The organism is Usitatibacter palustris (assembly GCF_013003985.1).
Lineage (GTDB): Bacteria > Pseudomonadota > Gammaproteobacteria > Burkholderiales > Usitatibacteraceae > Usitatibacter > Usitatibacter palustris.
On record NZ_CP053073.1, the window covers coordinates 1,675,399 to 1,688,708 of the forward strand.

Annotated in this window: 7 protein-coding genes; 6 read left to right on the forward strand and 1 reads right to left on the reverse strand. The window is 66.6% G+C overall.

Annotation, left to right across the window (positions count from 1 at the left end):
* Together DSM104440_RS08490 and DSM104440_RS08495 are read left to right on the forward strand one after the other, a co-directional pair.
* Positions 1–462: a GAF domain-containing protein gene (locus DSM104440_RS08490; RefSeq protein ID WP_171161592.1), complete on the forward strand. Its 462-nt coding sequence runs from the start codon at positions 1–3 to the stop codon at positions 460–462.
* A 47-nt stretch (positions 463–509) separates the two neighbouring features.
* Positions 510–1,136 (forward strand): hypothetical protein, encoded by a 627-nt coding sequence (locus DSM104440_RS08495; protein ID WP_171161594.1) that lies wholly within the window; start codon positions 510–512, stop codon positions 1,134–1,136.
* Between the two features lie 3 nt (positions 1,137–1,139).
* Here the strand turns inward: DSM104440_RS08495 and DSM104440_RS08500 are convergent, their stop codons facing one another.
* Positions 1,140–1,616, reverse strand: coding sequence for a hypothetical protein (locus DSM104440_RS08500; protein ID WP_171161596.1), 477 nt, complete (start codon positions 1,614–1,616; stop codon positions 1,140–1,142).
* Between the two features lie 236 nt (positions 1,617–1,852).
* Between DSM104440_RS08500 and DSM104440_RS08505 the strand changes: the two genes are divergently transcribed.
* The 4 genes from DSM104440_RS08505 to DSM104440_RS08520 all read left to right on the forward strand — a co-directional run bounded on the left by DSM104440_RS08505 (position 1,853) and on the right by DSM104440_RS08520 (position 13,306).
* Complete coding sequence (locus DSM104440_RS08505) at positions 1,853–2,596, forward strand: CerR family C-terminal domain-containing protein (RefSeq protein WP_171161598.1); 744 nt, start codon at positions 1,853–1,855, stop codon at positions 2,594–2,596.
* A 340-nt stretch (positions 2,597–2,936) separates the two neighbouring features.
* Positions 2,937–3,464 (forward strand): DUF11 domain-containing protein, encoded by a 528-nt coding sequence (locus DSM104440_RS08510; RefSeq protein ID WP_171161600.1) that lies wholly within the window; start codon positions 2,937–2,939, stop codon positions 3,462–3,464.
* A gap of 96 nt (positions 3,465–3,560) precedes the next feature.
* Positions 3,561–6,278, forward strand: coding sequence for a beta strand repeat-containing protein (locus DSM104440_RS08515; protein ID WP_171161602.1), 2,718 nt, complete (start codon positions 3,561–3,563; stop codon positions 6,276–6,278).
* A gap of 266 nt (positions 6,279–6,544) precedes the next feature.
* The gene (locus tag DSM104440_RS08520) at positions 6,545–13,306 is read left to right on the forward strand and encodes an SdrD B-like domain-containing protein (RefSeq protein ID WP_171161624.1); all 6,762 of its coding nucleotides are present in this window, start codon (positions 6,545–6,547) and stop codon (positions 13,304–13,306) included.
* Positions 13,307–13,310: the final 4 nt, after the last annotated feature.

A 13,310-nucleotide genomic window follows, 5' to 3' on the forward strand; every position in this document is an offset into this window, starting at 1 on the left:
ATGACGACGTTGCCTGCGAACGACGATGCGGTGGTGAAGCTGAGGCAGGTCTACGCATCGGACGGCGTGCGCGCGGCGGTGGTCTTCCTCAACTCGACGACGGTGCATCGCTTCACGTCGCTCTATCGATTCGATGGTGGCACGCTGCGCAACATCACTTTCTACGACCGCCAGAATCCGCACGCGGAAAAGTGCGACGACATCCCCGTCGAGGCTTCGTACTGCGTCTTCGTGCGCGATCTCCACAGTGCCTTCCTGGTGAGCGATGCGCCGGAGGACGATCGCGTCGAGGGTCACGCGAACCGCGCGACGGTGAAGCGCTACTGCGGCGTTCCGCTCCGGGACCGCGACGGAAAGATGTTCGGGAGCATCTGCCATTTCGACCTCTCGCCCGGCCCCATCAGTGACCGGGACGTGGAGCTGCTCGAGCACATGGCGAGCCTGCTGAGGCCGACTTTCTGAGCCTTTTCCGTTCTAGTAGGCACGCAACCCAACGAAAGGTGCTTTCCATGAAGAGATCGATCCCGATCGTCGCGGTGTTCCTGTGCGCGGTGCCCCTGCAGTCGGCCGCGCAGGACATGGCCCTTGCGCAGAAATGGGCGGCAGCGAAGGTCGTCAAATACCGCGTCGAAGGCGTGCACAAGGCGCGCAAGCCCGTGGTTTTCGGCGACTACGAGGGCAAGGGCGAAGTGCTCGATCGCATCACGCTCGAGTTCACCTGGGACGTCAGGAACGGAAAGATGACAAGCCCCCTGGTCATCACCGATGCGACGACGGAGGTCACGAACCTCAAATCCGACGGAACGAACTGCGGACCGCCGCAGCTCAAGGGTCCGTACGAGCATTTCCAGAGCGTGTCCCATTCCATGCTCGGCGACCTCCTCGAGATCAAGGGCACGCGTACCTTCCCGCCCGCGAGCGTGTCGAACTATCCGGCGAGCTGCTCGATGCGGGCCATTGCCGGCAAGAAGGAAAATGTCGTGGTGCACGTGGGCCTGTCCGCAAAACTCGAGATCCTCGGGATGGGCGACATGCTCAAGGGTTCGCCGTTCAAGGTCTCTGCCGACAAGAAGAGCTTCACCATCCCGGGCGCGGAGAACTGGTCCTGGACCTTTACGCCCACGCTCGTGGAGTAACCCTCAGGGCTGCTCGAGCGACAACGCCACCGGCCAGCGGTACACACCGGGCAACGCGTCGCGATCGAGCCTGAAGATGTATTCGACCGAGCGCGGCGGCGCGCGCGGCTTGCCCGCTTGCGAGGGCATGCGAACGACGCTGCCTTCGCGCCCCGCGGCCAGCGGCGCATCGAGGCCGACGACTTCCACGTTGTCGAACGCCGCGCCGTGCAGGTCCGCGCGCAGCCGGTAGCCGGCGCGATCATTGGCAAGGATATCGACGCGAGGGCCGCGGACCGTGACGTGTCCGCGCGCCACGTCCTGCGCGCCGACTTCGAGCGTCTGCGGATGATCGAGCAGCTGGAGCGTGAGGACGCGCGGCACGCTGACCACGATCCGCACGGCCGCGCTTGGGGCTGAAGGGCCGGCGCGGGCAAGTTGCGAGGCACCGGCCACCGCAAGGGGGACGAGCACCACCAGGACTGCCACTGCCAGGCGCATCGCCTGCCTCCCGTCGCCGACGTACGGGCCCATCTCACCAGACGTGCGACCGTAAGGAACGTGCGCATTCAGCAATCGGAACGGGCACTTTTCCCTCCCCCTTGTTTCAGCCGGCGAGCCGAGGGGTGCGCATCGCGAAACCGCCCCAGAAAGGCCTTGTTTTTACTTGGGAAAACAGGGCAAGATCGAGTTTCAAAAATATGTTTGAAACAGGAAAGTGTTTCCCTGGGGGGGATATGCTGATCCAGAACAGCGCGTTGCACGACAACGAGACGTGCCGCCGCATCATCAAGGCGGCTTCCGAGGAGTTCGCACAGCACGGTTTCGCAGGAGCGCGCATCCGCAGCATCGTGGATGCCGCCGGGGTGAACCTGGCCGCGATCAACTACTACTTCGGCGGCAAGGAGGGCCTGTACCGGGCCACCCTGGGATTCCTCGCCGGCCAGGCCATGGCGGCTTTTCCCAGCAACCTGGGCGAGCGCCGCGGCCAATCGGCTGAACGCAGGCTTCACCGCCTGATCTACGCCTTCCTCGACGGACTGTCCTCCTCCGGCGCCGAATCGCCGCCGCTCGGGCGGATCCTCGCCCACGAGGCGATGGCGCCCACGCCCCAGCTCGACCAGCTCGTCGAAGAGCTCACGCGTCCCCAGCTCGAGCGCATCCGCATCGTCGTGCGCGAGCTCGCCGGATCACGCGCGGTGGAAGCCGACGTCACGCTCGCCACGCTTTCCATTGCAGGGCAGTGCCTGCTCTACCTCTTCGGCCGTCCCGCGCTCGACCGGATCTATCCGGGCGTCGTGGGCGGCGCCAAGGCGCGCGAGCGCCTCGCCCAACAGATCACCCGCTTTTCCCTCGCCGGCATCGCCGGCATCGCGGCCGGGCAGCGCAACCCGGCTCCTGCAACCAAGGCCTCCCGCTCTGTCAGCTCGCAGCAGGCTCCGCCCAGTCCCCCGAAAAAGGGTCGCTGGCGGGGTCATTGATGCGAAGAGCCGAAAAGCAGGCCCTTTTAAGCAAACAACGCGATGACATTCGCAACGCCTTGATGGCGTGCGAACGATGCCTTTTTGTTTAATAAAAACAATGCGTTCAACGGATCACTTGCGACTTCGCTACAAATGAAGCGGTCGGGATTTGTGACTTACCTCACGAAATTCGTAAAATACTGAATTGAAATGAAAAAAAGTAGAAGTTACAACGAAATTGCGGTTGTAAGGCAGGAAAACGAGCGTTGTGACCTAGGTCATAAGGTTTCGACGCCTACAGCGGCGATACTGCCGGCCAATGTGAGCTGCCATAGCAGCCTTAACTTGGAGTGACACGATGAAAAAGTTGATCGCATGGAGCCTGGGCATCGCCGTACTTTTCACCGCCCTCGCCAGTCCCGCACAGCAGAAGGGCGCCCCGGCTCCGGTCGAGACGCGCCTGGAAGCCCGCAAGGTCATCAAGGCCGCCGACGGCAAGGAAACCTTTGCCGCCGCCGAATCGGCCAGGCCCGGCGACGTGATCGAGTACGTCGCGACCTACCGCAACACGGGCAAGCAGACCGTCACGAACCTCGCGGCGACCCTGCCCATCCCGGCCAACACCGAATTCATTCCCGACAGTGCCAGCCCCGCGAACGCGAAGGCCAGCACCGACGGCGCCGCCTATGCCGACCTCCCGCTCGTGCGGAAGGTCAAGCGCGACGGCAAGGAAATCGAGGAAAGGGTGCCCGTTCGCGAGTACCGCTCCCTGCGCTGGCAGCACGGCGCACTGGCGGGCGAACAGGCGGTGAAGTTCACCGCCCGCGTCCGGGTTGTCGACGACAGATCCCCGAGTGAGCCGGGGAACAAGGGAGGCGGGAAATGAACGGCACCTGACGAAATTTCCGCATGACCGGCCCCGGCCGGTCTTCGCGCTTCAAAGAACGCAGCTGAACAAACAACGCAACTTAGGAGAAGCAAAATGAATACGAACACGACCGCCAAGCGCGAAGCCCCTTCGCGTTCCGCAGTGGTCGCGATGTTCGTCCTGGTCGCGGGCCTGCTCTTCGGGCTCTCGACGGGACGGGCACACGCGGCCCCTCCGGCGGGCACCGTGATCGGCAACCAGGCGACGGCAACCTACGTCGATGCGGGCCTTACGAGCCGCTCGACCACGTCGAACCTGGTGCAGACCACGGTCTCGCAGGTAAAGAGCTTCACGCTGGATTCGCCTGGTTTCCGCGCCGCATCGGCGGGCCAGACCGTCTACTACCCGCACACGATCACCAACACGGGTAACGGCACCGACACGTACACGCTCAATACGCCGGTCGCGACGGGTGGAGCCTTCACCCACGCAACCCCCGTGTACTACATCGACGCCGACGGCAACGGCGTGCCGGACAACTTCACGCCGATCACCACCACGGGTCCGATCGCGATGGCGGGCGTCTTCCGCTTCGTCCTCGCGGGCACGGTTCCGGGCGGTGCGACCAACGGCCAGGTCGGCACGATGACCGCGTCCGTTTCCGATACGACGCCCACCACGCTCACCAACCTGGACACGACCACCGTGGCCAATGCGGCGATCGCGGTGACCAAGTCGCTGTCGGTGACGAGCGGCCCTTCGCCGGGCGCGGCTGCAATCACGGTGACCCTGCAGTACACGAACTCGGGCAGCGCGGCAGCGAGCAACTTCGAGCTGCGCGACGTCGTCAACCCGCTCAACGGGTTCACGTACGTTCCGGGCAGCGGACGCTGGAGTGGCACGGGAGCGACGGCACTGACGGACGGCGCCGGCGGAGACACGGGCATCGCCTACGACTTCAACGTGACCGCGGCCAACCGCGTCACCGCGACGATCGCGAGCGTGCCTGCGACTTCCTCGGGCCAGCTCACGTTCCAGGTCACGGTGAACTCCGGTGTTGCGCCGGGACTCATCCCGAACACGGCGTCGTACCTGTATGACGCGTTCGCGGCGACCAACACCAACACCGCGACGTACCAGGTGTTGCGTATTGCCAACGTCGTGGCCAACGGTTCGACCACGGTCAGCACGAACGGGACCGCCGAACCGGTGACCATCGCCTCCGCGGCGCCGGGCTCCACCCTCAACTTCACGAACGTGATCTGGAACCACGGCAACGCGGCCGACCAGTTCGTGATCTCGATGACGGGCAACGCCGCACCCCCGTGGCCGCTCGGCACGACCTTCACGCTGCTCCAGGCCGATGGCATCACGTCGCTCATCGCGAACACGACGCCTTCGATCCCGGTGTTTGCGGCAGGCTGCCCCGTTGGCTTCGAGGCGGACGCGACGAACCTGCGATGCGGCTACCGCGTGATCCTGCGCGTGCAGCTGCCCGCGGTTGCGTCGGGTGGTCCGTTCTCGGTGGTCAAGACAGCGACCTCGGTGTTCGACAACACGAGGACCGACACGGTGACGGACACCCTTACGGTGATCGGCACCAACACGGTCGACTTGACGAACAACACCGCCCGTAGCGATTCGACCCCGGCGGGTACGGCCACGACCGGCAACAACGGCCATGGCGTAACCGGCGCGACGGTGATCACGACGAATCTCGTGACGCCTTCGCCGACGGGTCCGACCACGTCGCGTTTCGTGCTCTACGTGAACAACACGAGCGGTGTTGCCGACTCGTACAACCTCACGACGACCGGAACGCCCGCGGGTTGGTCCGTGACCTTCCGCGCCGATGGCGGCGTGCTCCCCGTTTGCAGCACGGTGGGCGCAGCGCTGGCGAGCACGGGAACGATCGGTGGCGGCACCAACCGGCTGGTTTGCGCGGAAGTCGTGGTTCCTGCCACGACCTCCAACCAGGCGGCCGCGGGCAACTACGACCTCACCTTCACCGCGACCTCGGCGCTCAACGGCACCGTGCTCGACTCGAAGGTGGATCGCGTCACGGTCAATGCCGTGAACAGCGTCACCGTCACGCCGAACAACACGCAGCAGACGTTCCCCGGCGGTTCGGTGACCTATGCCCACACCATCACGAACCTGGGCAACACCTCGGAGACCATCAGCTTCGTCGCGGGATTCCTCTCGGATTCCCGTTCGGGGCAGGGTTGGACCTCCGCGGCGTACCTGGATGCCGGCGTCATCGGCGTGTTCGAGCCTGGTATCGACGATGTTCCCGCCAACCTGATCTCGACTGCGACCACGTTCGCGCTCGGCGTCAACGCGACCCGCACGGTGTGGATCCGCGTCTTCGCCCCGGGCAGCGCGGTGGCTCTTGATCCGGCCAACGTCACGACGTTCACGGCGCGCTACAACGCCGGTGCGTCGGGCGCCTCGGCGACGGACTCGACGTCGGTGACCGATGGCCTGGTGCTCGTGAAGGAACAGGTCGCGGTCGGTTGCGCGGCGCCTGGACCGCACGTGGGCTACACGACGGCACCGATTCCGTCGGGTCCGGCAACGGCTCCCGGCATGTGCATCGCGTACCGCATCACCGGCACCAACACGACCGCCGCAGGCATCACCTCGGTCGTGATCAGCGACAACATCCCCGCGAACACGCGCCAGCACAACGCTTGCGGCGCGCCCGCGACGGCACCCGGGACGATCACGTCCCCGGGTAACGGCAACCTCGGAACGATCGCCGCAACGGTGGGGCCGCTCACGCCCTCCTCGAGCGCGGTCGTGACCTTCTGCGTCCGGATCGATCCGTGATGCACGCAGCGTCACTCCACTCGGGCTGCACTGCCTCCCTGATGGCGCCCGAGTGATTCAGGGAGGCATCGCGCAAGCGATGCCTCCCACTTTTCCCTGCGTCTTCCCGAAGAGGGCGCAGCGAAAAATGGAAACGACGAACACATCGATGAAGTACGTACCGCGTTGTACACCTGGGTCGTTCTGCCTCCCTGATGGCGCCCAGGTGCTTTCGGGAGGCGTCGCGTAAGCGGCGCCTCCCTTTTTCAAAAAACGAAGAAAAACCCGTGACGAACCGCGCGAATACCGAGAACCCGACGAGCCGCCTCTGGCGCGCGCTCGCGGCGTTCGCGTTCGCATTCGCGGCGGGTTCCGTGTTCGCGCAGCCGGCCACGGGCACCATCATTCCCAACCGCGCAACGGGCACCGCGCAAATCGGCGCCACGCCGATCACCGCGCAGTCGAACACGGTGCTCCTCGTCACCAGTTCGCCCCTGTTGCCCAACACCTTCGCGGCGTTGCTCACCAGCAACTCGACGCGCTCGGTCGCGCCCGGCTCGCTGGTCAGCTTCCCGCACACGCTGACCAACATCGGCGCCACGTCGGACACCTATACCGTCACCGCCACCGACAGCGGCGGCACGTTCACGCTCGGCGGGCTCGCCATCTATCTCGATGCGAACGGCGACGGCGTCGCGGACAACGCGACTCCCCTCACGGGCAACGTCACCCTCAACCAGGGCGAATCGGTACGCTTCGTCGTGAGCGGCACCGTTCCGGCGGGCGCGCCGATCGCGTCCTCGGGCATGGTGATCGTGTCCGTCCGGAGTTCGGGCAACGTCGTGGTCGCGCCCAACATCGACCAGGTCACCGTGTACGGCACGCCGGGTGTCGCCGATTGCGCGCTCGTGACCAAGATGCTTTCGCGCGAACGCGGCCTCTCGCCGTTCGCGCCGGTCACCGTGACGCTGCGCTACTCGTCGTGCGACAAGGCGCGCGAGCGCGTCGTCATGGAAGACCTGCTGCCCTCGGGCATGCGCTACCTGCCGGGCACGGGCCGCTGGTCGGGCCTGTCGGGCACGGCGCTCTCCGATGCGTCCGGCGATCGCCAGGGCGCGGGCGCCACGCAGATCGCCTACGACTTCACGTCGGGCAAGGTGAACGCGACGGTGTTCGGCATCGCCGCGGGCACCGCCGGCACCGTCACCTTCGATGTGGAAATCGCCCCCAGCCTCCCGATCGGCACGGTCGTCACCAACACCGCGGCCTACGTGTTCAGCGATGCGTCGGGCAACCCCGGCAACCGCCAGACCACCGAGAGCCCGACCTACACCGTGACGGGCCTCGTGGACCTCGAGCTGAAGGGCGAGACGATTGCCTCGGCCGCACCCGGCACGACGGTCACGTTCAACAACTTGCTCACCAACCGCGGCAGCGGCACCGACCGCTTCGACATCACGCTCGCGGGCAGCAACTTCCCGCAGGGCACGACCTTCGCGCTCTTCCAGCCCGATGGCGTCACGCCGCTCGCCGATACCGATGGCAACGGCACGCCGGATACGGGTCCGGTCGCAGCCAACGGCACGTATCGCATCGTGCTGCGCGCGTCGATCCCCGCCACCGCGCCCCCGGGTGCCTACAAGGTCACGAAGACCGCGCGCTCCGCACTTTCACCCGCGCGCAGCGCCTCCGACGACGACGTCGTCGCCTCGCTCGGCAAGCTGTGCAAGACGGTGCTCGATCCGGACAACCAGTCGATGATCGGCCGCGGCCAGCGCGTCACCTACACGCACTACGTCACCAACCGCGGCAACTGCGACGAGAACCTCACGGTCGCGCTGGGCTACATCACCAACGACCAGCCGGGCTGGACCGCGACCGTCTGGGTCGACAACCCGGTGGCCGGCGGACAGTCGATCGTCGGCGCGCTCGATCCGACCGACACGCCGATCATCACCGGCTGGACCGCGATGCTCGTCCCGGGCGCGAAGCTGCGCATCCTCGTCGAAGTCGTCGCACCGCCGATGGACGCGAAGAGCGCCGCGCTGCGCTCGGCGAACACCAAGGACACCGTCGCCACCAACGCGACCACGCTCACCCTCACCGCGAACACGAGCGGCGCGCTGATGGTTCGCGACATCACCGTGGTCGATGACAAGGACGGCCCGCCCGAGCCGCAGAACGCGATCCGCAACTACACCGATGGCTCCTACGGCGTGCCCACCACGAGTGCGGTCATCGGGCGCGCGTTCTACCTGCGCGCCAATGCGGCCGCGTGCAACACGCAACCGACGGTCGTCGATACGCGCACCGTCGTGATCACCGGCCCGCGCGGCGAACGCCAGACCGCCATCGCGACGGAAACGGGTCCGAACACGGGCATCTTCACGGTCCCGGCACTTCCGGTGCGCGATGCCACGGTCGTCGCCGACAACGGCACGCTCGAAGGCCGCGTGAACGACGTCTTCGAAGTCGACCTCCAGGGCTGCGGCCGCACGATCGCCACCGCCGTCACCCTCATCGAATCCATGAGCATCGTGTTCGACAGCGCCACCAACCTGCCGGTCGCCGGCGCGAAGGTGATGCTCGTGACCGCCACACCGACGACCTGCAGCAAGACCGAGGTCGCGAGCGGCATCACCGGACCCAACGGCCGCTTCTCCTTCACCGCGTCGACGGCGGGCTGGTACTGCCTCGAAGTCGCACCGCCCAACGGCTACTCGTTCGCCTCGAAGGTGCCGTGGACCCAGCTCGTTCCGGGCCGCAACCTCAACGTGAACGGCCTCACCTCGGGCGGCTCCTACGGCACGCCCTTCCAGGTGAACGACGGCATGGTCGTGGTGGACGTGCCGGTCGATGCCACCGCGCAAGACGGTCTCTTCGTTCGCAAGAATGCTTCGCGCCTCGTCGCCGAGATGGGCGAGTTCATCGATTACGTGGTGCGTGTGCGCAACAACACCGGCAACGTGCTCGATCGCGCGAGCGTCGTGCTCGTCGACAGCCTGCCGGCGGGGTTCGCCTACGTGAAGGGCACCGCGCGCCGCAACGGCGCGGCACTTCCCGATCCGGTGGGCGGCGCCGGCCCGCGCCTCGTGCTGGATCTGGGCAACATGACGCGCGGCCAGGAAATCGACATCGCCTATCGCGTCCGCCTCGGGCCGGGCGCGATGCAGGGCGACGGCGTGAACCGCGTGCAGGCTTCGTACACGGCCGGCGGGATCACCACGAATTCGAACATCGCCTCGGTGAAGGTCACGGTGGTCGGCGGCGTGTTCAGCGACCGCGGCTTCATCCTCGGCAAGGTCTACCTCGACTGCAACGCCAACGGCGTGCAGGACAAGGGCGAACTGGGTGTTGCCGGCGTGCGCCTCTTCCTCGAGGACGGCACCTTCATCCTCACCGATGGCGAGGGCAAGTACAGCTTCTACGGAATCCAGAACCGCACGCACGTGCTCAAGGCCGACAAGATGACGCTCCCGCCGGGCACGTCGATCGCGGCCATCGGTGCGCGCTCGCTGGGCGACGGCGGCAGCCGCATCGTCGACCTGAAGGCGGGCGAGCTGCACCGCGGCGATTTCGCGCTGCGCGGCTGCGAGCCGGCCGTGATCGACGAAGTGAAGGCGCGCGCGAAGGCGCTCGCCGAATCGGGCGATTCGCTCGCGGCACTCGCCGGCGCGCAGCTCGCGACCGAAGCGCGCGTGCTCCCCGACCTCAAGGCGCAGTCGGCCGCGGGCATCGTCTCGACGCCGACCGCGCCCGGCGGCACCGCGGCCCCGGGCCTCACGGATTCGGCCGGCGCGTCGCAGCAACAGTCGCTGCCGTTCAACAGCGTGGTCGAGATGCCGGTGCCGCAGCGCCCGACGCCGGCCCCGCAGATCGACAAGCCCGCCGCCGCGCAGAAGCCCGCCGCGCCGCTCGTCGACCTCGAGAAACTCCTGCCTGAGCTCGACAACACGCTCGCCTTCGTGGGCCTCAAGGACGGCGACGTCCTGCCGCGCTCGCAGACGGTCGTTCGCGTGAAGGGCGCGGCGGGCACGACCTTCGTGCTCTCCGTGAACGGCACCGATGTCGCCGACAACCGCGTGGGCAAGCGAGCGGTGCTCGCCGAGAAGAACGTCCAGGCCTGGGAATACTTCGGTATCGACCTCAAGCCCGGCGTGAACATGCTCACGCTCACGATGAAGGACCAGTTCGGCAACGCACGCGGCAACGCGACGATCTCGATTCGCGCCCCGGGCAACCTCGGCAAGATCGTGGTCGTCCCGCCGGTCGGTGGCGGCATCGCCGACGGCCGCTCCGCCGCGAAGGTGCTGGTGAAGCTCTTCGACGACAACGACGTGCCGGTGACGGTGCGCACGGCGGTCACGCTCGAAGCCAACCGCGGCCAGTGGACCGGCGCCGACGCCGACATCAACGAGCCGGGCTTCCAGGTGTTCGTCGAAGGCGGGCAGGGCGAGTTCGCGCTCTCCGCGCCGCTCGAGCCGGGACCGACGCTCATCTTCGTGTCGAGCGGCACGCTCAAGGTTGAGTCGCGCGTCGACTTCCTCCCGGAGCTTCGCAACCTCATCGCCGCGGGCGTGATCGAGGGCGTGGTGAACCTGCGCAACATCAACACCCGCACGCTCACGCCGACGCGCGATGCCGACGGCTTCGAGCAGGAGCTGCGCCACCTGTCGAAGGAATTCGACGACGGCAAGGGCCAGGCGGGCGCGCGCGCGGCCTTCTTCCTCAAGGGCAAGATCAAGGGCGACATCCTGCTCACCGCGGCCTACGACTCCGACAAGGACACCAAGGAACGCCTGTTCCGCGACATCCAGCCCGACGAGTTCTATCCCGTCTACGGCGATTCAGGCGTGCGCGGCTACGACGCGCAATCGACGAGCAAGCTCTACGTGCGCCTCGACAAGGGCCGCTCCTACCTGCTGTGGGGCGACTTCACGACGCAGACGGTCAGCGAAGTGCGCAAGCTCTCCAACTACAACCGCTCGCTCACCGGCATCCGCCAGCACTACGAGAACGACCGCGTGAGCGTGAACGCCTTCGCGTCGAAGGATTCCACGCGCCAGGTGATCGAGGAGCTGCGCGCGAACGGGACCTCCGGCCCTTACGAGCTCTCGACGCGCGGCGCGCTGGTCAACAGCGAGAAGGTCGAGATCATCACGCGCGACCGCAACCAGCCCTCGCTCATCATCGAGACGCTGCCGCAATCGCGCTTCACTGACTACGAAATCGATTCGCTCACCGGCCGCATCCTGTTCCGTTCGCCGGTCTCCAGCGTCGACAAGAACCTGAACCCGGTCTTCATCCGCGTCACCTACGAAGTCGACCAGGGCGGCGAGAAGTTCTGGGTGGGCGGCGTCGAGGCGCAGGTGAAGGTCACCGAGAACATCGAGGTCGGTGCCTCCTACGCCGAAGACCGCAACCCCGAGCAGCCGTTCAAGCTCGCCGGTGCCAACGCGACCGTGAAGCTCGGCGAGAACGCCTACGTGATCGGCGAGCTCGCGCAGAGCCAGCGCGGCGTGGACAACGTGAAGGGCGATGCCGCGCGCATCGAGCTCAAGTACGACAACAAGGGGCTCAAGGCGAACGCGTTCGTCGCGCGCACCGACAAGGGCTTCGACAATCCGGGTTCCTACCTCACGCAGGGCCGCAGCGAATCGGGCGGCCGCGTCGAGTGGCAGGCGCGTCCGGGCACGCAGGTGAGGGCGGAAGTGCTGCGCTCCGAGGACCTCACGAGCAATTCGGTTCGCGATGGCGCGCTCGCCGCCGTGACCCAGGAAATCACCGACCGCATGAGCGTGGAAGTCGGCGTGCGCCACGCGCGCGAGAAGGGCTCGATCTCGCCGTACCCGGTCATCGACGGCCAGCCCACGCCGGTGCCGATGCCCGACGAAGTGACCACGGTCCGTGCGCGCCTCACGGGCCAGGTGCCTTTCGTCGAAGGCGTTTCGGTCTACGGCGAAGCGGAAGTCGACGTGAAGGACGCCGACCGCAAGATCCTCGCCCTCGGTGGCGAATACATGCTCCCGAACCGCGGCCGCATCTACGCCCGCCACGAATTCGTCTCGTCGATCACCGGCCCGTACGGCCTGAACCCGAGCGAGCGCCAGAACACCACCGCGGTCGGCGTCGACACCGAATACATGAAGGACGGCCGCGTGTTCAGCGAGTACCGCATCCGCGACGCGATGTCGGGCGGCGATGCCGAAGCCGCGATCGGCCTGAAGAACCTCTGGACGCTCGCCACGGGCCTGCGTCTCGGGACCTCGATCGAGCGCGTGCATGCGCTCTCGGGCACGGGCCAGAACGAGAACACCGCGCTCGCCCTCGCGCTCGAATACACCGCGAACCCGCTCTGGAAAGGCACGACGCGCCTGGAGCTTCGCGAAGCCACCGGTGCGGATTCTCTCCTCTTCACCGTGGGTCTCGCCGCGAAGCTCAACGCCAACTGGACCGTGCTCGGCCGCAACGCCTACTCGCTGCAGCGGAACAAGGCGACGGCCGATGCGCCCGCGACCGAGCGCGAGATCGAGCGCCTGCAGGCGGGCCTCGCGTGGCGCGACACGGAAACGAACAAGTGGAATGCGCTTGCCCGCGTCGAGCACCGCATGGAAGGCGATTCGACCCGGGCCGGCATCGCGCTCAAGACCACGACCGACATCGTGTCGCTGCACGCCGACTGGCAGCCGGTGCGCCCGTTCCTCGTGACCGGCCGCCTCGCCGCCAAGTGGACCAACGAGAAGACCGCCGGCATCACCGCCAAGTACCGCGCGCAGTTGATCGGCGGCCGCGCCACCTGGGAATTCGCGCCCAAGTGGGACGTGGCCCTGGTCACCAGCGTGCTCTTTGGTGAAACCACCGCATCAAGGCAATATGGGGTGGGGATGGAGCTCGGCTACAACGTCGCGACGAACCTCTGGGTGTCCGCGGGCTATAACTTCTTCGGCTATCGCGACGATGCGCTCGCGGGGGCCGACTACAGCGCCAAGGGCCCGTACGTGCGGTTGCGCTACAAGTTCGACGAGTCGTCCCTCGAGGTCCTCCAATAATCAT